Raw genomic sequence first — 22979 nt, 5'->3', positions numbered from 1 at the left:
ATCAATCAACGAACTCATGAAACTCCTTTTTTTATGGATGGCTATGCTGGCTGCGTCGCCAGTACTAGCGCAATCTGATTCCATTGCAACCAAATTACCTACTGTTCCTGTCCAGGAAACGGCTGTTCGGGGGATTATCAACGAAACCGTCAATAACAGGCGCGTGCCGCTTGCCGGAGCAACCGTACGTTGGGCAGGTACAACAAACGGTACGGTGACCGACTCGATTGGTCGGTTTCAACTCACTCTTCATCCTACTGTCAGGCAACTGATTGCCAGTTATGTAGGCTACCAATCCGATACACTTACGGTAACGAATATAGCCTCAGAAGTAGTTATTACACTCCGGTCTGAACGGACATTGCAGGAGGTAACCGTTTCGGGGGCTCCCGGTCAGATCGATCGCATTAATCCAATTCAGACAGAACTACTTACACAACGGACACTGGCGAAAGCCGCCTGTTGCAACTTGTCGGAAAGTTTCGAGACCAACGCATCGGTGAGTGTCTCGTATAGTGATGCCGTTACCGGCGCCAAACAGATTCAGTTTCTGGGATTGGGCGGACAATACGTGCAGACGAATGTTGAGAATATTCCGACTGTGCGTGGACTGGCTACGACTTTCGGCCTTAATTACATCCCTGGCACCTGGATCACCAGTATTGATGTTGGGAAAGGAGCTGGTTCAGTCGTCAATGGTTATGAGTCGATGAGTGGCCAGATGAATGTCGAGTTGCAAAAACCTGATGACAAGCAAACCTTGTTTCTGAATGGCTATGTCAACAGTTTTGGTCGATTTGAAGGTAACGTTAACTGGTCGAAGCCACTACTGGCTAATCGAAAAGGCCGAAATCAGGTACAGTCACAACCCGCTGTGCCAAAGTGGAGTGTAGGTGTTTTAGGTCATGCCAGCACGCTCCGTACTGAAATTGATCAGAATAACGATGGTTTTCGCGATCTACCGCTCTATACGCAGTTTAACCTCATTAATCGCTTTAAGTATAATGGCGACCGGTTTATGGCCCAATTTGGGGTTAAAGCACTTTATGAAGATCGCGATGGCGGGCAGTTGTCAAGGTTTGAGAGCCAGAGCAGCGCATCTCCCCGCTATAGCTTTTTAAATACGACAAAACGTCTGGAATTCTTTTCGAAAACGGCTAAACTCTATCCCGATAAACCGTATAAAGGTCTTGGATTGATCTTGAATGGTGTCCATCATGAGCAGACAGCCCGATTTGGATTTGCGCCTTATGACGGTCGGCAGCAAACAGTATATGCTAATCTGATTTATCAGACGATCATCGACAATACCAATCATAGTATTAAAGCCGGGCTTAGCTATCTGCTTGATGATTACCGCGAAAATTACAAAACGATTAATACCGCCCGAACAGAATCAGTACCGGGGGCATTTGCTGAGTATACCTACATCTATCCGGAAAAACTGACCCTGGTGGCTGGTGGCCGGGTCGATTTTCACAATCTCTACGGCACGCAGTTTACACCCCGGCTTCATCTGAAATATAACCTGACCGACAATCTCAGTCTGCGGGCATCGGCTGGGCGCGGATTCCGGGTGCCGAATCCATTTGCCGAAAACTTCGGTTACCTGGTGAGTTCAAGGGCTGTTTTTTTGAAGGAGCAACTTCGCCCCGAAGTATCGTGGAATTACGGGCTTAGCCTTACCAACGATTTTTTGATCTTCAGCAAAAAGGCCTCATTAACGGTAGATTATCATCGGACAAATTTCCTGAATCAGTTGATCGTGGACATTGAGCATCCCCGCGAATTGTATTTCTACAACCTTCAGGGGGCTTCTTTTGCCAACAGTTTTCAGGCAGAACTGAACGTGCAGCCGGCCAAACGCTTTGAGGTAAAAGCGGCTTACCGATTGTTCGATGTTAAGCAAAGTATGGGCGGGCCATTTGGCGAGGAGCGGCTGCTTCCCAAAATGATGGTTAGTCGCGATCGGGTTTTGCTGAATGCAGGTTATGCATTGCCGTTCGACAAATGGAAATTTGATGCAACGCTCCAATGGAATGGACCCCGGCGGATTCCTTATCTGCGCGAAGGCTATGTCCATACCACGTATCAAAACATGCCGGTTGAATTTGCACCTGGTTTCTACAACCTCAACGCACAGGTTAGTCGGGCATTTCGGAGTGGATGGGAAATCTATCTGGGTGGCGAAAACCTGACGGGCTTTCGGCAACAGAACCCGATCGTTGCCCCAAATGATCCATTCGGCCCCAGCTTCGATGCCGGAGCCCAGGTATGGGGCCCAATCACGGGTCAAATGGTATACACAGGTTTTCGTTTCAAACCTCAGCACTAAAAAGACTATGACACTGACCATCCGAAATATGGTGTGCGATCGTTGTAAACGGGTCGTGCGCGAAGAGCTTGAAAAGCTTGGCCTGACTGTTAGTCGGGTTGAACTTGGCGAAGTAGATGTCACGACTTTCCCGTCAGCTGTTACGCTTGATACAGTTCGACAGACGTTGCAGGCCAACGGGTTTGATCTGGTCGACGACCGGAAGCAACTGCTCGTCGAACACATGAAAGTGCTTCTGATCAATGAAATCCAGCACCTGAAAGGAGATCGACTACCAACGGAAAACTATTCGACTTTTCTGGAACGTAAACTCGGCTACGAATACTCATACCTCAGCGGGTTGTTTTCGGCAAGTGAAGCTCATACGGTCGAGAAATACATTATTGCGCTGAAAATTGAGAAAGTAAAAGAGTGGCTGCGATACGACGAGTTGACATTGAGCGAAATTGCCTGGCGATTGGGATACAGTAGCGTACAACACCTGTCGAACCAATTTCGGCAAGTGACCGGGCAAACGCCGGGACAGTTTCGGAAGGGAGCTCTGGTAGAACGGCGAAGCCTGGATTCTGTGCTTAAAAGCGAATGAGCGAACGGGATTTGTGCGCATGGCTACTTGTAAAACTCGTCCGTAATTATATAAAAACCGAACGCGCTTAGGCTTGTTACTTTGTCAGACCAATGGTGGTCAGAACTAGTCAAACTTACCTACTATCATGGAAAACATGACAATGACCTCGCACGTTGATACCTGTTTCGATTGTGCCAAAGCCTGCGAAGAATGCGCCACTGCCTGCATCGAAGCGGGTGATACCGACAGCAAAGGGCACGATATGACGGCTTGCATTAAACTTTGCCGTGACTGTGCCGATATCTGTACGTTATGTGGTCGTTTAACTGCCCGCGGCTCGCAATTTATGAAGTCATTTATGACGGTTTGTGCGGAAGCCTGCGAAGCCTGTGCAGGTGAGTGCGAAAAACATGCCAGCCACTTTGCGCATTGCAAAGCCTGCGCCGAGGCTTGCCGAAAGTGTGCCGAAGAATGTCGCCAGATGGCTGCCTGATACTTATCCGGGATGGCTCTTTTCATAAAATCCATCCCGGATTTTCTCTCAACAACCTGATGAAAAAGTTAATTTTAATTGCCCTGTTTTTTATCAATGGCCTTGTATTTGGCCAACATCAGCATCACGAAGGCATGACCATGCCGGGCATGGAAACGCCCGTGAAAAAGCCTGCCGAAAGGAATTTAAAGGCTGATACAACTAAACCGATGGATCATTCCGGCCATACGGGGATGAAGATGGATGATTCCATGAAAAGTATGCAGGCAATGAATCATGGCCTGACAATGGATACGACTATGGGAATGACCCATTCGCTTTCGCGCTACTTGCCGATGAATCGGAACGGATCAGGCACATCCTGGCATCCTGACAATACGCCCATGTACGCCTACATGAGCCACCCGACACCAAAAGGGTGGAGTTATATGCTGCACTACGCCATTTACCTGCGTTATACAAGCCAAAATGTCAATAATGCCGATAGACGAGGACATGATCAGCAATTAGGTGCCCCAAACTGGTTTATGGGCATGGCGCAGCGTAAAGTGGGGCAGCGAGGTTTGTTTCAGGTGCGGGCTATGTTGTCACTCGATCCGCTCACGGTCGGTAATGGCGGTTATCCGTTGCTTTTTCAGACGGGCGAGACTTATAAAGGCCAGCCACTGATCGATAAACAGCATCCGCACGACCTTGTTTCGGAGCTGTCGGTCAGTTACAGTCATGCGTTCACTAAAGATATTGATCTGTATGGATACGTTGGTTACCCTGGCGAACCGGCGCTCGGGCCACCCGCATTTATGCACCGAATTTCGTCATTCAATAACCCGGATGCACCGTTGAGCCACCACTGGCAGGATGCGTCTCACATTCTATTTGGTGTTGCTACGGTTGGGTTTCGATACAAGTGGGCAAAAATTGAAGGATCAACGTTTAAAGGGCGGGAGCCAGACGAAAACCGATATAACTTCGATAAACCAACATTCAACAGCTATTCCTATCGATTGTCGATAAATCCATCGCCAGCATTGGCTTTGCAGTTTTCGCAGGGATTTTTGACTGATCCAGAAGAAGCCCATCCCGGAGAGAATGTTACCCGTACAACGGCATCAGTTTTGCATAGTAAAGGGCTGGGGCCGGGCCGCTATGTATCGTCGGCATTTGTCTGGGGGCGGAATAATCATGACGGGGCGGGCGAGAATTCGTACCTGGCCGAAAGTAGTTTGCAGATTGACCGGATTGCTTTTTATGGACGCTACGAAAACGTTCGAAAATCGGCCGAAGAGTTAGGTATTCATAGCGATGAGCTTGGGCAGGGCGTGAGTGCTGGCTCATCATACACAATAAATAACCTGACGCTTGGCCTGAACTATCGCATTGCTCAACATTTTAATACTGATCTGGTTCTGGGTGCACAGTTGACGGGTAGTATGCCAGATCAATATCTGGGAAGCAACATTTACGGCAAAACACCGCTTTCCGGACAGATTTATCTACGTCTGACGCCCAGCCTGATGACAATGAATAAAATGCACCGAATGAACGGGCACCATTCTAATTAAATTTTCGTTTTTAATTCACTATAAACCAGCTACTAGTATGTTGCGTAACCTGTTTCTGACCGCCCTGACTTCGCTAATGATCGTGGGCAGCCTTTTCGCTGGCGCACCTTCGCGCGATGACAAAGAAAAGGAAGTAAAAATCAAAACGTCGGCGATCTGCGGCATGTGCAAAGCACGCATCGAGCGCAATCTGGCGTTTGAAAAGGGAGTTAAAGAAGCCGATCTTGACGTTAAATCGAAAGTTGTAACGATCAAGTATAATCCGGCCAAAACCGATGTTGCCAAACTAAAAGCAAACATCAGTAAAACGGGTTACAATGCCGAAGAAGTGCCCGCTGACGAAGTCGGTTATAACAAACTGCCGAGCTGCTGTAAAAAGGGTGGTGGCATGGATCATCAATAAGATATTCGTTCATAAAAAAGCCCGGCATGTAATCCTGCCGGGCTTTTTTATGAACGAATGCCAATGAATGTGGCCAATTTAACTGGATAAACTCGGTACGGTTTCGATAGCTAATTCGATAGAAACTTGAGTCCCCTGATTTTTGGCTGATTTGTATATACACTGGCCGCCAATAAGCTCAACACGTCGGAAAATGTTTCGTAGTCCGGCTCCTGATTTTGATAACTCCTGGCTCATTATTTCTTCATAATCAAACCCTTCGCCGTCATCATTAAAGGCTAGTGTAAATTTTTCGGGAGCGAATAATAAATCAATATGTATAATGTTTGCTCTGGAGTGCTTGATGGCGTTATTTAAAATCTCTTGAAAAATACGGAATAAGACAATTTCCCGGTCATACCCAAGACTGTATACATCGCCGTCTAAATGCGTACTAGTTTTAAACCGTTTCGTTTTCTCAATTCGTAGAAGCTCATGGGTTATACTTTCCAGCAAGCCAAAATCCTGGACAAAATCGCCGTCGAGACTTTTGGTTAATGAGCGTAAATCTTTGATAGACTGGCTAATAACGTCGGTAGTTTGTTTTATATAATCCAGACTTTCAACTTCTTGCGGAAGGCTTTCTAATATGCTTAAGTTTATTTTAGCTACGGATAATAATTGCCCTATATTGTCATGTAATTCCTGGCCGACCTCCTGTAATGTGGAGTTTTGTACTTCTAATTGAGATTTTAAAATTTCCCGATCATATCTAGCTTTTAAATCAGCCTTTTCCTGCCTGTACTGAGCTTGTTTTTTATTGAAAAAAAATAGAAAAGAAACCACAAAAGCGGAAAGTCCAAGAAAAATTAACGTGCCCAGAATAATGACCGTTATAATTGGATCGATTTTCGTTTGCATAATATAGCTTTTATAAACATATTATAGGAGAAGATATTTAGAATCGGATTTATTGAGAAGAGAAGTGTACCAATTTTTGGGTCGATCTTATTTAGAGGTGTCACCAGACCCATAATAAAAAACGTACCTGACCAAAAGAAAAGATTACCAATACTGATCCAGAATATTGGCTCATTTTTTAAATCAATAATTTCATTCCTCTTATATAGTTCATTAAAATAAATAAGTAATAAGCTAATTATTAATGCGCCACGAAGATTGAAAATATAATAATGTGTCTCATATTTTAAGATAAGCCCATAGATAATACTACTAATTGCGTAGATAATTATTGATATTGGTATGACTTTACGCATTAACCTATTTTTAAATTGATAATAGTAAACTGAAGCAATAAAAAAATACTCAACGGGCCCGTAAATAATGTATAAATATTGAAATTTTAGCCCAATCTGATACAAATACTCAGAATAAGCATCCACCAGAAAAGTTAGTCCTAAATAAATCCAGATACTATTGATCGGAAATTCATGCCGCCGTCTGAAGAAAAAACAGACGGCGGTAGAAAATCCTAAAGAAAAAAAATAAATGGCTAATAGAGCCTTCTCCATTCTTGTTTTATTAACATAAGTAACAGACTAAATGGCGGTTATCCAAAAAGTGCGGACTTTCCATTGCGTGGACAGCAAGCGATCATACTTTGATTATCCGCATTAAGGTCTACTGCCGCCAGAAGTGCTACATTATCACCAGCACCCAAATTCCGTTTGTTGGATTCCGTATTCAATATTTCTTCTGAAGCGTCATTAATACCAACCAGGGCAGCCGTAATTTTACCATTTTCATCAAAGCCTGGAAATATTCTTAAGGCTACGCACCTATCCTGCTCCAGAATAGACTGGATCAATTCTTTATCAAAATCAAAAAACTTAGTATATGCCTTTTCAGAAAGTAATGTAGAATCAGGCGAATAAAATGCCTCCTGCCAACTGTTTATTACTCTGGAAAGATGCTCAAATGCGCTGTCTGCATTGCTTGGATCTGATAATATTCCACCGCGTTCTTTTCTTTGGCTTGAATTGTCTTCACAAAATGTATTAGTCATAATTGTAATAAATTTGGGTTAATTAGGTATATAGTTTTTCTTTTACTCTACAGGTAGATTGGCGATATTTTGAATATCACCTCCATTTCAGTTATTGGCTGCTTACTGGTTGAGTTATTTTTCAAAGCCTTTGAACAGCCGTCGGAGCAGGTTCGGACTAAACCTTAAACAATGATCGACAAAAGGACGCGAGATAGTTATTTTATGTACTGACAAAATACATACATTCCCCACTAATAATTGGTGAGGTTTTTCCCGTATTTACTGGAGATAATTACCCTTTTTTGTTTAGTGCTTTGCTATAAATGATAAATTTTGTAAGCAGATGCAAAATTTTGTACATCTATTATACTTCTTCTACATAATCCAGATCTTTCGTAAACGTCTCGGCGAGGTAGGTGAGTGCTACCAGGGCCACGGCCAGCGTTAGAAGGCCAACGGTTAGTGCGCTGTAAACCGTTCCTAATGCGGGTTTAAGCTGAATGAAAAGTGCACTTAATGGAATTGTTGCCCCTCGTACAAAATTTGGAACGGTGGTTGCAACTGTAGCGCGAAGGTTGGTTCCAAACAGTTCGGCAGCAATGGTTACAAACAAGGTCCAGTAGCCATTGGCGAAACCAAGGCAAACACAGACTGCGTAAAACAGCGTTGTATCCCTTACGGGAGCCAGTAAATAAACGAGCATAAATGCCAGCGAAAGCAGCATGAACAGCCGGATCACTTTTTTGCGACTCTGGGTGTACTGGCTCAGAAAACCGCTTACTAAGTCGCCGAGTACCTGCCCCGAAAAACTCAGCATAACGGCTTTCCCTGCTACTACAGGTTCGCTTAAACCCAGTGCTTTCCCGAACTCCGGTGAAAACGTGATCAGGATGCCAACTACAAACCAAATGGGTAATCCAACCAGGATACACTGAAAATACTTGGCTAAGCGGGTTGGAGACGAAAATAGCATAACGACGTTCCCCCTGGGTAATACCCGCTGTTTTGTTTTAATGAAAATACCGGATTCCAGCACGTTTACCCGCAAAATAAGCAGTAGTAAACCCATTCCGCCCCCAATGTAGTAAGAGATGCGCCAATCGAACAGGTCTGCAACGAAATAGGCTAGAATGGCACCCAATACGCCCATTGTGGCAACAAGCGTAGTGCCATAGCCGCGAATTTCTTTGGGCAGAATTTCAGTAACCAATGTAATGCCAGCTCCTAATTCACCGGCGAGGCCAATACCGGCTACGAACCGTAATAAGGCATACTGATCCAGCGATGTAACAAATCCGTTGGCAATATTCGCCAGGGAATAAAGAAGGATTGAGCCAAAAAGAACGGACAGCCGTCCCCGTTTATCGCCCAAAATACCCCAGAAAATTCCACCAATTAGTAAGCCCGCCATTTGGGAGTTCAGCAGTAAAATTCCCTCACTTAGCAATCGGTCACCGTCAACTCCCAATGCTTTCAGGCTGGGAACACGCACAACACTGAACAGAAACAGGTCGTACATATCTACCAGATAGCCCAGAGCAGCCACCAGCACAGGAAGTTGGAGAAGTTGACTGATCACTGTGCGATTCGTCGTCATGGATTCAGGAGTAGTTATTGGCTTCATTGGTAGGAGTCTTTTCAGGTTTTGCGGTTACCCACAAAGGCAAAGGCAGATGTTCGCAGTACTAATCGAATACGTCTGCGAACATCTGAAAATCTATTGACTGTCAATTGGTTAAACCTTTTCGGGGACTACAAATGGAGCACGGTATTTTCGGGTCAGCATCTGATTGGCTTCCTTATCATTTACGAACACTTCATTTTTTGGATCGAAATGCAGGGTTCGGCCCAAACGGTAGGCGATATTCCCCAGGTGCGCAATGCCAGACGACAGATGGGCTGTTTCAACAGGGCCGTTCTGTTTCGATTTATCCCGCGACCGAACAGCTTCAATGAAGTTGGCGTAGTGATCGCCCCCTTCGTTACGGGCTGGGCCTGGAGTTCTCTCTTTACCCAAAAACGTTTTATAGTCCGAATAGCCGTTGATGACCATATAGCCCTTGTCACCATAAAATATGTTGCCAATTTCAACGCCATCTTCTTTGTTGGTCATCCAGGGGCGAACCTCAAACTGAATCACTTTTCCTGATGAGGGATATTTGTAAACCGAGGTAAGCGTTTCGGGGGTTTCTTTGCAATCTTTCCAGAGAAACTTACCACCTGCCGACGTGATTTCTTCAGGTAGGCCTACATCTAATCCCCACATGCAGAGGTCCGTTTCGTGGATTCCCTGGTTGCCAATGTCGCCGTTGCCGTAATCCCAGAACCAGTGCCAGTTGTAATGAACGTAGTTTTTGCTGAAATCCCGTGCCTGAGCCGGACCCTGCCAGAGATTCCAGTTTAGCTCGGAAGGAACGGGCGACGTGCCTTTATCGCCAATGTCTGGACGCCATTTATAAACAAGTCCCCGCGCCATGTAAACCTTGCCAATCAGTCCATCGCGCAGGTGTTTGATCGCTTCCTGAATCGCGACCGAGCTCCTCAGCTGTACGCCATGCTGAACGATACGATTGTAACGATGAGCCGCTTCGACCAGTTTACGGCCTTCGTACAGATTATGGGCACCGGGTTTTTCAACGTATACGTCCTTGCCTGCCTGACACGCCCAGATGGCAGCCAGTGCGTGCCAGTGATTGGGCATGGCGATGGTTACGGCGTCGATGTTTTTATCATCGTAGACCTGCCGTAAGTCGCCCATTGTCTGTACTTTTTTATTGTACTTTTTCTCGAATTCAGCAGCCCCGTTTTGTAGCACTGTGCTGTCGACATCACAGAGGGTAGCTACTTCGACATCTTTCTGTTTCTGAAGACCCTGAATGTGATCTTTACCGCGCCCATTGATGCCAATAACGGCAACACGTATACGGTCGTTGGCCCCAAAAGCACTGGCTGGAATAAAAGTGGGCATGCCGATAGCCGCGAGTGAACTGACGGCCCCTGCTTTAAGGACATCTCGTCGGGAAACTTGATTGGTGTTCATGTGTTTCAATTGGTTTAGGAAGTATTATTTGAGTTCTATAGAATTTCTGGTAAGCACTACAGCTTTAAATCGGTTGGCCTCAATTCAGGATAAGGCAGAGTAAAAGTTGGGTAAACCTGCAACCCTTTTTCGATCATAAATTCAATCAATACGTTTTGAGTTTGAACAGCGATGTTGCAGATAAGCATCATGTACCGAAAATTAAGCTCTTTGCTTAAGCGAGTTTCCGACAAGCCCAAATGGGCAATTGCATGCCTTATTTTTAGGATTTTATCGAGAAAAGACAGCACCTGCTGGTTTGTAAATCCAGGCCATCCCCAGCGAGCAGGAATAGTTTCTAAACCAATAAAACAGGCAGAAGCTAATCGCTTGATACCATCCGTGTTAGGTGAATTGAAGTTTTTAATTGCATCCTTCGCCTTAGCAGTTACACTACCTTCTGGTAATAAAGTGATCGCATCACTGAAACAATCCTCAATAAAAGCCTCCCACAGAGCAACCAGGTATATGATATAACTTTCTAATAAGTACGTCTGCTTTAGGAGGGATTTATGCACCGAAACCGCTTCCAAATCCTCAGTAACAAATTGGATGTGTTTGATTTGTGTCAGCTTTTTGCTGAATTTTTCCCAGGGCGCTATTTTGACATCTGTCATGGACTTAATAAATAAGGTTTGCAGATAATACAAGTATAATGTCCTGGAAATCAATAGGTTAAAGCCTCGGTAAAGTTAGTCCTCCATCAACCATGATGACCTGACCCGTCGAATACGGAAAATCGCCCCTGGCCAATGAGGCAACAGCTCGGCCCACGTCGTCGGCAAAGCCCCAGCGTTTCTGGACGCATAGGCCCGATTCGATCAGGGCGTCGTATTTAGCGGTAACGCCCGCAGTCATGTCCGTTTTGATGACGCCCGGTCGAACTTCATAAACTGGAATGTCAAACTCCCCAAGCCGGACGGCAAACAGTTGCGTTGCCATACTTAACCCAGCTTTCGCCACACAATATTCTCCCCGATTGACCGACGCAACCGTCGCCGAAATCGAGGACACGTTAATGATACAGGCCCAAAAATCAGCCTGTTCAGCGCGTTGCGCTATCATCCAATTGGCCGCTGCCTGCGTCAGGAAATAAGCACCCTGTAAGTTCGTTGACAGTACATACTGAAAACTTTCTTCGGTTGCTTCGAGAATATCGCGCCGTTCTTTTGGAGCTACGCCCGCATTATTGACCAGTACGTTAAGCTGCCCGAAATGCGATTGGATCGATTGCATCATGGCTTGTCGTGTCTCCGAAGAAGCAATATCCCCCTGACAATACAAGACATCGCTCCCCCGGTTTCGTAAGGCATCCAGCGCATCGCGAACGGCTTCTTCGGGCCGAACTCCATTGATGGCCAGATCGAAACCCGCCTTTGCCAGATGTTCCGCAATGCCGTAGCCGATACCCCGGCTTCCACCCGTTATGAAGGCTACGGGGCGTTTCTCCGCGTTTATCATAACTCCGGAATATCAACCCAACACCGCTTAGCCCAACTTTCCAGCCCTTTTTCGGCGAGCTGAACGCCTTTGGCTCCCTCCCGTAAATCCCACGGAAACGGCTCATCATTGACAACATGTTTCAGGAACAATTCCCATTGGGCCTTGAAAGCATTGTCGTAAATTTCCTGTTCGGGTACTTTTGACCAGCCATCGAAAAACGGAATGGTTTGAGGTATATCAGGATTCCAGACCGGCTTAGGCGTGTTGCCGTAGTGCTGCGTATAGCATTCACGTAATCCGGCTACTGCCGATCCTTTAGTACCATCAACTTGCAGCGTGAGCAGATCGTCGCGCCGGACACGAACCGTCCAGGATGAATTGAAATGAGCAATAACACCGTTTTCGAGTTCAAAAGTGGCATATGCTGCATCGTCGGCTGTGCAGCTATACGGGCGCCCCTGCTCGTCGATGCGTTGGGGAATATGCGTAGCACCGAGGCACGAAACGGATTTCACCTTTCCAAAAATATTGTCGAGTACATAACGCCAGTGGCACAGCATATCCACGATGATACCACCGTCATCCTCTTTGCGATAGTTCCAGGACGGACGCTGAGCCGGGATGCTATGGCCCTCGAATACCCAATAGCCAAACTCACCCTGAACGGACAGGATTTTGCCAAAAAAATCATTCTGGATCAGGCGTTTGAGTTTTAGCAAACCGGGTAACCACAACTTATCCTGTACGACACCGTTTTTTAAGCCAGCTTCCTGACACAACGTATACAGTTCCAGGGCAACCTCGGCACTGACTGCGGTCGGTTTTTCGCAGTAGATGTGTTTGCCTGCTTTTACGGCCTTCCGAACGCCCTCGGCACGTCGGCCGGTAGTTTGGGCATCGAAATAAATGCTGTTATTGGGATCGGCCAGAGCTTCGTCGACATCCGTCGTCATTCGCTGAATGCCCGAAAGCTGACACAATTTTTCTAATTTATTCCGGTCGCGGCCAACGAGAATGGGGTCAGGTATGATGGTTTCGCCGGGACCAAGTTTTACGCCACCTTGTTTAATAATTTCGACGATTGACCGCATCAGGTGCTGATTTGTACCCATTCGGCCCGTCACGCCGTTCATGATAATACCAATTTTGTGTTCCTTCATACTGAACGAGTGCAAGTGGGAAAGAGTGAATGAGCGAACGATTTACCGGCGCTCCTTATGAATGATGCAGATAACCCTGCTTTATTTTGTCAAGAAAAACCGACTGATCCTCGGACCAGTAGCGGTTTGAAAAGATTTCGACTTCATTGAAACCGTTGAAGCCCGCAGCCTCAACCCAGCCGCGAATTTGCCGGACATTAATACACCCTTCGCCCATTAGTCCCCGATCATTCAGGAAGTCGGTCGTTGGTGTTTTCCAGTCGCAGATATGAAAAGCGTAAAGGTTCTCATTTTTACCGCATCGGGCAATTTCACTTTCGAGCATTGGGTCCCACCAAAGATGATAGACATCTACCGCAACGCCTACCCAGGGTGAATTAATGGCCTCAGCCATATCGTTAGCCTGACTTAAGGTGTTGATTGCCGAGCGATTATCAGCGTACATCGGGTGTAAAGGCTCGATCGCCAGTTTGACTCCGGCTGCCTCGGCATCGGGGAGAATAGCCATTATCCCATCCTGAATCTGTTTTCGGGATTCGGTCAGTGGCTGATCTGGAACGGCTCCGCATACGAGCACGATCAAGGGTGCGCCCAGCGCATAAGCCTCTTCGATGGCTCGTTTGTTGTCGTCGATCGCTACCTGTCGACCAACGGCTTCAGAATGAGGGAAAAAACCACCCCGACACAGCGAAACGACCGTGAGGTTGAGGTCGCGAAGTAACTGACCCGTTTGCTTAATGTCTCGTCCTGTCAGTGCATTGCGCCATACCGTAATGCCGCCGATGCCTGCTTCCGAAAAGTTTTTGGCTGCCACGTCAATTGGCCAGGGTTTGGTCGTGATAGTATGGACGCAGAGCTGCGACAAATCGCTTAAGGGTTTTGCATTCATGGCAGGCAGTTGAAAAAGGTATAATAAGGCTCGTTCCGGATGATTCGCTGGAGATAAAGGGCCGCTTCGCGGGCGTGATAATCACCCCACATACTTGATTCCCCATTTGCGATCTTACTGCCCGCTGGTACATAATCCCAACCGTTGGGCTGGTGATAAATCGAATGTAAAATCAACCCCTGATGCGTTGGATTTGTGCTCAGATAGGGTTCGGAAAACAGCGTATCGAGTACGGTTAGTCCGGCTTGCCAATAGCGTTGCCCGGCCTCAGTAGATCCAGTCGACAGGAGGTATTTTCCCAGCCGTAACAATCCCTGTGCACCAATGGCCGCTGCCGAACTATCGACCGGCTCCACATCATTATACGGATCTGCCGGTCGGTTAAGGTAGTCTCCCAGTCGATGGAGGTTTGGGGCTCCTGTATCCCAGTAAGGAATTCCATCTATGGGTGTATGCTCGATAAAAAAATCGCAGGTTGCCGTAGCAGCTTTGAGCATAAACGCATCAATACTGGCCCTGCCGCCGAAAGGTTCCAGTTCGGCATCGTCACGGGTGGCCAGCCATTCCAATTCTTCGGCAAAGCCGCACATTGCCCAGGCCAGGCCGCGTGTCCAGGTGGTGAAACCCGAGTAACCCTGCTGCGAATTAGGGCACCGGAAGTTGCCATCTTTTACATTAAAAACGCTTTCGTGTGCAGTTCGTCCCCATAAATCATACGAATCACGCCCTTCGCCGTAGAATACCGAATAGTCGGCGGTAGCTTTTATATGCTGGAGAGCTCGCTCCAGCAGATTAATTTTAACGTCACCTTCGCCCTGAAAAACATGTCCTAACGCATGACTTAGCGTCAGAGCCCGGCACGAGCGGATGGTATCGACAAACAGTGAGTGCGGCCCGTTGAAGGAACTGATAAAGCCACCATTTTTTATAGTTGTCCAGCGACTTGCCTGAACCGCTCCGGAGATTTTCAGTGCTAATTCGTAAAAATTTTGCTCCCAGTCATTTTGCGGAATGCGACCTTCACGCATCAATCGGAGTAGATTTCCGTAGGTGCTGACATTGTTGAAACCGTGGTCATGAACACCGATGTGACTGATGTGGGGAGCCATCAGATCGAGTGTTTTCTGGCGACCTATTTCCAGAAACTCAATGTCATTGGTTGCGTCATATTGTATAATAGCCGAGCCAAACTGAAAACCCTGTGTCCATTCGGTCCAGCCACGAGTGGTATACTGGCCCTGTACAGTGAAAACCGGGGAGCCTTTTGAAACGTCGTAGCGCTGTTCGATGAGACGAATTTTCTGGCCAGAGAGCTCCCAGAACTGGGTAAGCTTGGTTGAGAGGTCAACGGGTTGTAAGGAATTGTTAATCTGCATACTGTGGAGAAAAGCCGCGGGTTTGATTCAGGCGGATATGTCTGTTATTTTTTCTAAAGTGCGGTCTCCTATGCTACTACTATATCCGATCGTAAATTAGTACGCTTCGCCAGGATGAATCAGGGCTTTTTCTATGCATTTGGAAACGATACTTAACTCCCGGCCCGGCTGTTGAGCTAATACCCGCCGGTTGTAAGCTAGTGAACAGGAAGCGAGCATCAAGCGTTAGTTAGGGTGTTCGTGTAACTCGCTGGTGAGATCGGGTATTGGGTCTTCGTATCTATGAGAAGGGCTTGCCAGTGATTACCTCTGGGATATCTGTTGAAACATCTTGACTATCTTTGTTTCGCTGGCTGGATAGGAACGAAGTGGCGTTCAGAGACGATTTTGAGAAAGACCTTTGTTAAACGAATTCGGGTAAGGTCAGAGGCAAGCACATCGGGGGTTAAAAGGTGGTGGTGTATCCAGCCCTGGTCAGGGAAGCCTTGAAATAAGAGTACAAATCAACCAATATCTTTTCATGAAAATCCTGGTAGTTGAAGACGAAGAACGGTTGGCCTCTTTTATTCGCAAGGGTATATCGGCCGAAGGTTACGAAGTCGAGCTCGCCTATGATGGACGTACTGGCCTGGCATTGTTTCGCAGGGATGAATATGATATTATTATACTGGATGTCAATTTGCCACACATCAACGGCTTTGATCTGTGCCGGTTGATACGGTCGGAAAACGAGACTGTACCCGTACTGATGCTAACCGCACTGGATAGCCTGGCCGATAAGTCGAATGGTTTTAACGCCGGGGCTGACGATTACCTGGCCAAGCCGTTTGAGTTTCATGAATTGATTTTGCGCCTTAGAGCATTATCGCGCCGGAACGGTTCCAAACTAAAGCAAGTACTCCGGCTGGCTGATCTGGAATTGAACCTCGATACCAAAGCCGTGACACGCGCTGGCAAGCGCATTGACCTGACTACCCGCGAATACTCTTTAATTGAGTATATGATGCTCAACAAAGGAAGAATCATTTCGCGGGTAGACATCAGCGAGCGGGTATGGAGCCTGAATTTTGACAACAATAGTAATGTTATTGATGTGTATATCAGTTACATACGCAAAAAGATCGACAAAGGCTTTTCGCCGAAGCTATTACATACCATTGTTGGAATGGGGTATGTGCTTAGGGAGGAGTAAGTGACGATAAGACCTATATGTTTAGACCTATAAGGTTTTCAAAACCTTATAGGTCTAGATAACACATTCAAGGGACGATAAGACCTATACGATGAGACCTATAAGGTTTTCAAAACCTTATAGGTCTAGCCAATACATTCATGCTCATTCGGAATCGACTGACGATCATTTTCACATTGCTGGCTACGGCCATACAGGTCACGCTGTCGCTACTGGTGTGGTATTTCTATTCACTGTACCGACAGGAGGAATTTTATAGTAGGTTGGAGTCAAAAGCCCGCGTTGCCGGACGGGTACTAATTTCCCGGCGGCATCTGCATGATGACTTTTTTAAAAACATGGTGCGGACCGATTTGCTCACCATCGTTGAAGAGCAAATCAGCATTTACGATCACCAGCACAACCTGGTATTTACAAACCGAACTCTAAAAGAATCTGACTATTATAAAGAAAAAATACCATTGCTTGCCACCGAATCAATGTTTGAATTCAAAAGCGGGCATCTTGAGTCGATCGTAGTACGATACAAGGACCGAGGGCAACTGTTTTACATTTTTGCCTCCGGCTATGACCGGATCGGATTTGCCAAACTGGGTACGTTACAACAAATCCTGCTGCTGGCTAATTTGCTGGGTTTTGCGTTGATTGTACTTGCCGGCTGGTATTTTTCGGGGGGGGTGCTGAAGCCTATTGCCGATATTGTGGATGAGGTGGAGCAGATAACCGCCATGGATCTGCACAAACGGGTTAATGAAGGGAATCGTCGGGATGAAATCGCCCAGTTAGCCATGACTTTCAATCAGATGCTTTTTCGGCTGGAGGATGCGTTTGTCTCCCAGCGTAGTTTTGTTTCCCATGCTTCTCACGAACTGCGCACACCGCTCACCAACATTCTGGGCACGCTGGAAACTTCGCTGCGATACGACCAAAATCCAGCCGACTGGTGCGAAAGCATGGAGGTATCCGTAGAAGAACTGAAAAAAGTGATTACCCTGACCAATGGTTTGCTTGGTTTAGCTAAAGTCACCGATGGAACCGTTGCCCTGACTTCTGTTCAGGTAGATGATTGCCTGCTCACGGCCATTGGGCAAGTACAAGCCAAGTATCCGGGTCGGAACCTGCCGCTTCGATTTATGACCAGTGAGGACGAATCATTCACGGTGAAAGGGAACGCAACGCTGCTGACTACCGCTTTTTTAAACGTACTCGATAATGCCTGCAAATATTCTACCGAAGCAGTTTCGGTAGAATTAATCGCTAAAAAAGAACAAATAACAGTAACGGTAGCCGACCAGGGGCGAGGTATTACTGAAGCGGATGCTGCCCACATACTTGATCCGCTATACCGGGGGAAAAATGTAGAAGACGTGCCAGGCTATGGCATTGGTCTGGCCGTAACGCAGAAAGTCATAGACTTGCACCAGGGTATCATTCAAATCACTTCCAACGTCAATAAAGGAACCTCTGTAACCATTTCTTTGCCCAGCCAGGCATAAATTTTTCAATCTAATTTTAATGTCCGGCTGTTTAGACCGTATTTGACTATAATGAACCCAAAGTTGACACCCTAGACTATTAAATAGTATTATTTGAAGAATAGCCGACCTCTTCAGGAATAGCCCTGTTAGTACGAGAGCCATTGAATCCCCATAATAGGTATTTTTAGTATAGAATTAAGTAGGTAATCCTCACTAGATCGAAACGGAGATTTAAACTTTTCCAATATCTTTTAATTTCCTTCTCATACCGTTTTAATGTCTTGGTGCTTGATTTGTGACAAAGCAACACAGACACAAGCAATGCAACGCCGGCATTTTCCCTCGATTTTGCTCTACTGCTTTGGACTGGCCCTGGCTTTTTCACTCGTGTTCAATGGATTTCTTCTGTACGAGCAAACCCGTCTGCGAAGCATTTACGAATACGAATTAGGCAACGCAGTCCACCCGGTGGATCTCGTGGTTTGGCAACAGCAGCTTTCAGACTGCAAACGAGCTAACCAACAGAAAGACAGCCTGATTCTTCAATTGGAGCAGCGACCCAACGCCACTCCAGGTCAGACAGTCAAAGTTGAGCGGAACTCGAATGGGCTAATGAAGAACTAGAAAATGAAATAACCAGCAGCAAATCAACGTGGCCAATGCCTACTAATAATTGTCAAACTAGTCCCGTGCAAAACAATAAAATTATCATGAATAGAATGCTCATACTCACGAGCTTGTGCGCCTTGTTGGGCTTGGCAAGTTGTGGACATAAAGAAGAAGAAAAGGAAGAGGAAATTAAGTATCAGGTTACGAGTCCATTAAAAAGAGACACAACAATCACCAATGACTACGTCTCTCAAATTCACTCTATCCAGCACATCGAATTAAGGGCACTGGAAAAAGGGTATCTGCAGAAAATTTTTGTGGACGAAGGGCAGTATGTCAGAAAAGGGCAGCTCATGTTTCAAATTCTGCCTATACAATACCAGGCTGAACTATTGAAGGCCCAGGCCGAAGCCAATTTTGTCGACGTCGAATACAAAAACACAAAGCTGCTGGCGGATAGTAATATCGTGTCGAAAAATGAATTGGCCCTGGCTAAAGCTAAGCTGGATAAGGCAAAAGCTGAAGTATCCGTAGCGCAGATCCACCTTGGATTTACGGAGGTCAGAGCGCCTTTCGATGGTATTATGGACCACTTCCAGGTACGGTTGGGCAGCCTTGTTAATGAGGGCGATTTGTTGACCACACTCTCCGACAATAGCAAAATGTGGGTGTATTTCAATGTGCCGGAAGCCGAGTACCTGAACTATAAAACGCACGCGCAAGAGGAGAATCTGAGTAGTGTCAACCTGCTGATGGCCAATCAACGGGTATATGATCATCCTGGTGTGGTTCAAACCATTGAGGCTGACTTCAACAACGAAACGGGTAACATTGCGTTCCGCGCTACATTCCCCAATCCTAAAGGGCTGTTACGGCATGGCGAAACCGGTAATATACAAATGACTTTGCCGATGAAAAACGCCCTGATCATCCCGCAGAAAGCCACCTTCGAAGTCCTGGAAAAGAAGTACGTGTATATAGTCGATAAAGACAACAAAATTCGATCGAGGGAAATCACCATAGCCGCCGAAATGCCGCACATTTTTGTCGTTCGAAGCGGTCTGAATAAAGATGATAAGATCCTTCTGGAGGGCTTACGTCAGGTAAAAGAAAACGAAAAGATACAATACACATTCGTGAAACCAGAGTCTGTTATCTCTAATCTAAGCTTGTATGCCGAGTAATCAGACATTCTAAAAACCAGACGTTATGTTCAGTAAATTCATTCGCAGACCTGTATTCGCTATCGTGATCTCGATCATGATAGTCTTTATCGGCATACTGGCTATCCAGAAATTGCCTATTTCTCAATTCCCTGATATTGCTCCCACAACCGTAAATATATTCATTGCTTATCCCGGCTCCAGTGCCGATGTATTGGTAAAATCAACGCTGATTACATTGGAACAGGCAATCAATGGCGTTCAGGATATGCGGTATATTGCGACCGATGCAACCAGCGCCGGTGAAGCTACCCTCCGGATTATTTTTGAACCGGGGACAGACCCCAACGTGGCCGTTATACGGGTGAAAACGAGGGTGGATCAGGTTATGCCACTCCTGCCCGAACTGGTTCAGCGTGAAGGGGTTATTATTTCGCCTGTGCAACCCAGTATGTTGATGTACGTCAATCTCTATTCCAAGGAAAAGAGTATTGACGAAAAATTCTTGTTCAACTACGCCACCGTTAAAATGATCCCCGAAATCCAGCGGACTAAAGGGATCGCCAGGGCACAAATATTGGGTAGCCGGCGGTATGCGATGCGCCTATGGTTAAACCCTGAGCGCATGCGGGCCTATAATATCTCCACCGAAGAAGTCATGAAGGCCGTAGGGGAGCAGAGTATTATCGGTCGGCCAGGCCGGATCGGTCAAAGCTCCGGTATAGCTGCCCAGTCGCTGGAATATGTACTCACCTACAAAGGACGGTATAACAAGCCGGAAGAGTATGAGGGTATCATTATCCGGGCCAATTCAGCCGGTGAAAGCATACACTTACGGGATATAGCCCGCGTTGAATTGGGAAGTGAATTCTTTGACATCTATTCGAACCTGGATGGCCATGCGTCGGCAGCCATTGTATTGCGGCAAAACTATGGTAGTAATGCCAGTGACGTTATTGAAGAAGTAAAAAAGAAGCTCGAAGTAATGAAAGAATCCTTCCCTCCGGGAGTGGATTACAAAATCAGCTATGACGTGTCCAACTTCCTGGATGCCTCAATCGAGCAGGTAATTGATACGTTGCGGGATGCATTTTTACTGGTTGCCTTAGTTGTTTTCATATTCCTGGGCGATTGGCGTTCAACCCTGATACCGATCCTCGCGGTTCCGGTATCCTTGATCGGGGCGTTTTTCGTCATTCAGGCTTTTGGGCTTTCCATCAATTTAATTACCCTCTTTGCCCTGGTACTGGCCATTGGTATTGTGGTGGATGATGCCATTGTGGTCGTTGAGGCCGTCCATGCCAAGATGGAAGAAGAGCCGAATCTATCACCCTTTGGTGCGGTTAGAAAAGTGCTTGGTGAGATTAGCGGAGCTATTATCGCCATTACCCTGGTAATGGTATCGGTATTCCTGCCTATCTCCTTCATGTCGGGTCCGGTCGGTACGTTCTATCGTCAATTCTCGATCACTATGGCCAGTTCCATTGTGATTTCGGCCCTGATCGCCCTGACACTTACGCCCGTGTTATGTGCCATGTTGTTGAAAAATCACCATGGCCATCCCGAACGGAAGAAAAACTTCCTGACCAAAGGGATCGATAGTTTCAACCGGGTGTTTGACAAACTTACCGGACGATACGTTGGCTTGTTAAAATTAATCGTTAGCCGACGAGTCGTTACGTTCATCATATTATTGGGTTTCTGCGCAGGAATATTCTATGAGAATACCGTTCTGCCAGCCGGATTTATTCCGAACGAGGACCAGAGTACGATTTATGCGATTATCCAGACGCCACCGGGTTCTACCCTGGAAAAAACCAACCAGGTTTCCCGAAACCTTCAGAAAATTTGTGAAGAAGTTCCGGGTATAGAATCGGTATCGTCGCTGGCCGGTTACGAGATTATGACCGAAGGCCGGGGTTCCAATGCCGGTACGTGTCTGATCAACCTGAAACCTTGGGGAGATCGAGACAAAAACGTGAAGGAAATCATGGAAGAACTGGAAGGTAAGACGAGAAATCTTGGCGCTGTGGTTGAATTCTTCGAACCACCGGCTATTCCTGGATTTGGTACGTCAGGCGGTTTTTCCATGCGCTTATTGGATAAAACGACCGATACCGACTACCGTGAGTTTGATAAGATCAACAAAGAATTCATGGCGAATTTGGGCAAGCGTAAAGAGCTGACTGGCTTGTTTACCTTTTTTGCCGCGAATTATCCGCAATACGAACTGGAGATCGACAATAATCTGGCCATGCAGAAAGGCGTGTCTATCGGAAAAGCGATGGATAACCTTAATATCATGATTGGCAGTACCTACGAACAAGGGTTTACCAAGTTTAACCAGTTCTTCAAAGTGTATGTGCAGTCTGATCCTAAGTACAGAAGGCTTCCATCCGATCTTTTAAAGCTTTTTGTCAAAAACGATGCGGGTGATATGGTGCCCTACTCAGCATTCATGCGGCTTAAAAAAGGTCAGGGACCGAATGAAATTACCCGCTTCAATTTGTACAATTCTGCCGCCATTCAGGGCCTTCCGGCGAAAGGATATACAACAGCAGATGCCATACAGGCCATACGGGAAGTTGCCAAAAAGACCCTGCCAAGAGGATACGATATCGCTTTTGAAGGCCTTTCCTACGACGAATCGATCCGGGGAAATGAGTCTCTGTATGTGTTCCTGATTGTATTGGCCTTCGTTTACTTTGTGTTGGCAGCCCAGTACGAAAGCTTTATCATTCCGTTGGCTGTAGTGTTCTCGCTGCCGGTTGGGATATTTGGTTCGTTTTTGCTGCTCAAGTTAATGGGGCTGGAAAACAACATCTATGCCCAGATCGGACTCATTATGCTGGTTGGTCTGTTGGGTAAAAATGCCGTACTGATCGTGGAGTTTGCCGTTCAGAAACGCCATCAGGGAGAAACAATTCTGAACGCAGCCATTGAAGGGGCCAGGGTCCGTTTCCGCCCGATCTTAATGACCTCATTTGCCTTTGTTGCCGGACTGATACCGCTGATAAGTGCAACCGGTGCCGGCGCTATTGGTAACCGTACCATTGGTGCTTCAGCCATGGGTGGTATGTTATTCGGCACCATTTTCGGGGTCATAATCATTCCTGGATTGTACTACATATTTGGCAGTTTGGCTGATGGCAGAAAGATGATTAAAGATGAAGAAGATGATTCTTTAACCGAAAATCTGGTTCATTCAGTTGACATTTTCCCACAAACAGAAGAAGTTTAAT

19 protein-coding genes are annotated in these 22979 nt (G+C 46.4%); 10 read left to right on the top strand and 9 right to left on the bottom strand.

The window, feature by feature from the left end:
* Positions 1–16 precede the first annotated feature (16 nt).
* The 5 genes from GJR95_RS07475 (at position 17) to GJR95_RS07455 (ending at position 5361) form a co-directional block, all read left to right on the top strand.
* Entirely contained in the window at positions 17–2335 is a 2319-nt protein-coding gene (locus GJR95_RS07475; protein ID WP_162385282.1) for a TonB-dependent receptor, read from the top strand.
* A gap of 7 nt (positions 2336–2342) precedes the next feature.
* On the top strand, positions 2343–2921 hold the full coding sequence (locus GJR95_RS07470; RefSeq protein WP_162385281.1) for an AraC family transcriptional regulator: 579 nt from the start codon (positions 2343–2345) through the stop codon (positions 2919–2921).
* Positions 2922–3048: 127 nt separating this feature from the next.
* Positions 3049–3396 carry a four-helix bundle copper-binding protein gene (locus GJR95_RS07465; RefSeq protein WP_162385280.1) on the top strand — a complete coding sequence of 116 codons (348 nt, stop codon included), beginning with the start codon at positions 3049–3051 and terminating at the stop codon, positions 3394–3396.
* 59 nt (positions 3397–3455) lie between these two features.
* Entirely contained in the window at positions 3456–4958 is a 1503-nt protein-coding gene (locus GJR95_RS07460; protein WP_162385279.1) for a hypothetical protein, read from the top strand.
* A 37-nt stretch (positions 4959–4995) separates the two neighbouring features.
* The gene (locus tag GJR95_RS07455; protein WP_162385278.1) at positions 4996–5361 is read left to right on the top strand and encodes a heavy-metal-associated domain-containing protein; all 366 of its coding nucleotides are present in this window, start codon (positions 4996–4998) and stop codon (positions 5359–5361) included.
* A gap of 78 nt (positions 5362–5439) precedes the next feature.
* Here the strand turns inward: GJR95_RS07455 and GJR95_RS07450 are convergent, their stop codons facing one another.
* The 9 genes from GJR95_RS07450 to GJR95_RS07410 form a co-directional block, all read right to left on the bottom strand.
* Positions 5440–6261 carry a sensor histidine kinase gene (locus GJR95_RS07450; protein WP_162385277.1) on the bottom strand — a complete coding sequence of 274 codons (822 nt, stop codon included), beginning with the start codon at positions 6259–6261 and terminating at the stop codon, positions 5440–5442.
* 649 nt (positions 6262–6910) lie between these two features.
* Positions 6911–7366 carry a hypothetical protein gene (locus GJR95_RS07445; RefSeq protein WP_162385276.1) on the bottom strand — a complete coding sequence of 152 codons (456 nt, stop codon included), beginning with the start codon at positions 7364–7366 and terminating at the stop codon, positions 6911–6913.
* Positions 7367–7712: 346 nt separating this feature from the next.
* Positions 7713–8972: an MFS transporter gene (locus GJR95_RS07440; protein ID WP_162385275.1), complete on the bottom strand. Its 1260-nt coding sequence runs from the start codon at positions 8970–8972 to the stop codon at positions 7713–7715.
* A gap of 111 nt (positions 8973–9083) precedes the next feature.
* Positions 9084–10388, bottom strand: a complete 1305-nt coding sequence (locus tag GJR95_RS07435; protein WP_162385274.1) for a Gfo/Idh/MocA family protein — start codon at positions 10386–10388, stop codon at positions 9084–9086.
* Positions 10389–10444: 56 nt separating this feature from the next.
* Positions 10445–11044, bottom strand: a complete 600-nt coding sequence (locus tag GJR95_RS07430) for a HEPN domain-containing protein (protein WP_162385273.1) — start codon at positions 11042–11044, stop codon at positions 10445–10447.
* Positions 11045–11102: 58 nt separating this feature from the next.
* Positions 11103–11888, bottom strand: coding sequence for a 3-ketoacyl-ACP reductase (locus GJR95_RS07425; RefSeq protein ID WP_162385272.1), 786 nt, complete (start codon positions 11886–11888; stop codon positions 11103–11105).
* A complete protein-coding gene (locus GJR95_RS07420; protein ID WP_162385271.1) occupies positions 11885–13030 on the bottom strand; it encodes a Gfo/Idh/MocA family protein in 1146 nt (381 codons plus the stop codon). Before GJR95_RS07420 ends, GJR95_RS07425 begins: the two co-directional genes overlap by 4 nt.
* Before the next feature lie 55 nt (positions 13031–13085).
* Positions 13086–13919, bottom strand: a complete 834-nt coding sequence (locus GJR95_RS07415; RefSeq protein ID WP_162385270.1) for a sugar phosphate isomerase/epimerase family protein — start codon at positions 13917–13919, stop codon at positions 13086–13088.
* Positions 13916–15295, bottom strand: a complete 1380-nt coding sequence (locus GJR95_RS07410) for a glycoside hydrolase family 88 protein (protein WP_162385269.1) — start codon at positions 15293–15295, stop codon at positions 13916–13918. Before GJR95_RS07410 ends, GJR95_RS07415 begins: the two co-directional genes overlap by 4 nt.
* 520 nt (positions 15296–15815) lie before the next feature.
* Here GJR95_RS07410 and GJR95_RS07405 point away from each other — a divergent pair.
* The 5 genes from GJR95_RS07405 (at position 15816) to GJR95_RS07385 (ending at position 22978) form a co-directional block, all read left to right on the top strand.
* Positions 15816–16487: a response regulator gene (locus GJR95_RS07405; protein WP_162385268.1), complete on the top strand. Its 672-nt coding sequence runs from the start codon at positions 15816–15818 to the stop codon at positions 16485–16487.
* Positions 16488–16627: 140 nt separating this feature from the next.
* Positions 16628–17983: a HAMP domain-containing sensor histidine kinase gene (locus GJR95_RS07400; protein WP_162385267.1), complete on the top strand. Its 1356-nt coding sequence runs from the start codon at positions 16628–16630 to the stop codon at positions 17981–17983.
* Between the two features lie 303 nt (positions 17984–18286).
* Positions 18287–18589 carry a hypothetical protein gene (locus GJR95_RS07395; protein WP_162385266.1) on the top strand — a complete coding sequence of 101 codons (303 nt, stop codon included), beginning with the start codon at positions 18287–18289 and terminating at the stop codon, positions 18587–18589.
* 86 nt (positions 18590–18675) lie between these two features.
* Positions 18676–19758 (top strand): efflux RND transporter periplasmic adaptor subunit, encoded by a 1083-nt coding sequence (locus GJR95_RS07390; protein WP_162385265.1) that lies wholly within the window; start codon positions 18676–18678, stop codon positions 19756–19758.
* 25 nt (positions 19759–19783) lie between these two features.
* Positions 19784–22978 carry an efflux RND transporter permease subunit gene (locus tag GJR95_RS07385; protein WP_162385264.1) on the top strand — a complete coding sequence of 1065 codons (3195 nt, stop codon included), beginning with the start codon at positions 19784–19786 and terminating at the stop codon, positions 22976–22978.
* Position 22979: the final 1 nt, after the last annotated feature.

Origin of the sequence: Spirosoma endbachense (assembly GCF_010233585.1) — a bacterium.
Taxonomy (GTDB): Bacteria; Bacteroidota; Bacteroidia; order Cytophagales; family Spirosomataceae; genus Spirosoma; species Spirosoma endbachense.
The sequence above is the reverse complement of the archived record's forward strand: the minus strand, read 5'-3'. Positions and strand labels throughout refer to the sequence as shown.

What these genes read in the sequence shown, in the direction of transcription:
- GJR95_RS07475 (WP_162385282.1), top strand. Translation starts at nt 17, where the DNA reads ATGAAACTCCTTTTTTTATGGATGGCTATGCTGGCTGCGTCGCCAGTA.
- GJR95_RS07470 (WP_162385281.1), top strand. Translation starts at nt 2,343, where the DNA reads ATGACACTGACCATCCGAAATATGGTGTGCGATCGTTGTAAACGGGTC.
- GJR95_RS07465 (WP_162385280.1), top strand. Translation starts at nt 3,049, where the DNA reads ATGGAAAACATGACAATGACCTCGCACGTTGATACCTGTTTCGATTGT.
- GJR95_RS07460 (WP_162385279.1), top strand. Translation starts at nt 3,456, where the DNA reads ATGAAAAAGTTAATTTTAATTGCCCTGTTTTTTATCAATGGCCTTGTA.
- GJR95_RS07455 (WP_162385278.1), top strand. Translation starts at nt 4,996, where the DNA reads ATGTTGCGTAACCTGTTTCTGACCGCCCTGACTTCGCTAATGATCGTG.
- GJR95_RS07450 (WP_162385277.1), bottom strand. Translation starts at nt 6,261, where the DNA reads ATGCAAACGAAAATCGATCCAATTATAACGGTCATTATTCTGGGCACG.
- GJR95_RS07445 (WP_162385276.1), bottom strand. Translation starts at nt 7,366, where the DNA reads ATGACTAATACATTTTGTGAAGACAATTCAAGCCAAAGAAAAGAACGC.
- GJR95_RS07440 (WP_162385275.1), bottom strand. Translation starts at nt 8,972, where the DNA reads ATGAAGCCAATAACTACTCCTGAATCCATGACGACGAATCGCACAGTG.
- GJR95_RS07435 (WP_162385274.1), bottom strand. Translation starts at nt 10,388, where the DNA reads ATGAACACCAATCAAGTTTCCCGACGAGATGTCCTTAAAGCAGGGGCC.
- GJR95_RS07430 (WP_162385273.1), bottom strand. Translation starts at nt 11,044, where the DNA reads ATGACAGATGTCAAAATAGCGCCCTGGGAAAAATTCAGCAAAAAGCTG.
- GJR95_RS07425 (WP_162385272.1), bottom strand. Translation starts at nt 11,888, where the DNA reads ATGATAAACGCGGAGAAACGCCCCGTAGCCTTCATAACGGGTGGAAGC.
- GJR95_RS07420 (WP_162385271.1), bottom strand. Translation starts at nt 13,030, where the DNA reads ATGAAGGAACACAAAATTGGTATTATCATGAACGGCGTGACGGGCCGA.
- GJR95_RS07415 (WP_162385270.1), bottom strand. Translation starts at nt 13,919, where the DNA reads ATGAATGCAAAACCCTTAAGCGATTTGTCGCAGCTCTGCGTCCATACT.
- GJR95_RS07410 (WP_162385269.1), bottom strand. Translation starts at nt 15,295, where the DNA reads ATGCAGATTAACAATTCCTTACAACCCGTTGACCTCTCAACCAAGCTT.
- GJR95_RS07405 (WP_162385268.1), top strand. Translation starts at nt 15,816, where the DNA reads ATGAAAATCCTGGTAGTTGAAGACGAAGAACGGTTGGCCTCTTTTATT.
- GJR95_RS07400 (WP_162385267.1), top strand. Translation starts at nt 16,628, where the DNA reads ATGCTCATTCGGAATCGACTGACGATCATTTTCACATTGCTGGCTACG.
- GJR95_RS07395 (WP_162385266.1), top strand. Translation starts at nt 18,287, where the DNA reads ATGCAACGCCGGCATTTTCCCTCGATTTTGCTCTACTGCTTTGGACTG.
- GJR95_RS07390 (WP_162385265.1), top strand. Translation starts at nt 18,676, where the DNA reads ATGAATAGAATGCTCATACTCACGAGCTTGTGCGCCTTGTTGGGCTTG.
- GJR95_RS07385 (WP_162385264.1), top strand. Translation starts at nt 19,784, where the DNA reads ATGTTCAGTAAATTCATTCGCAGACCTGTATTCGCTATCGTGATCTCG.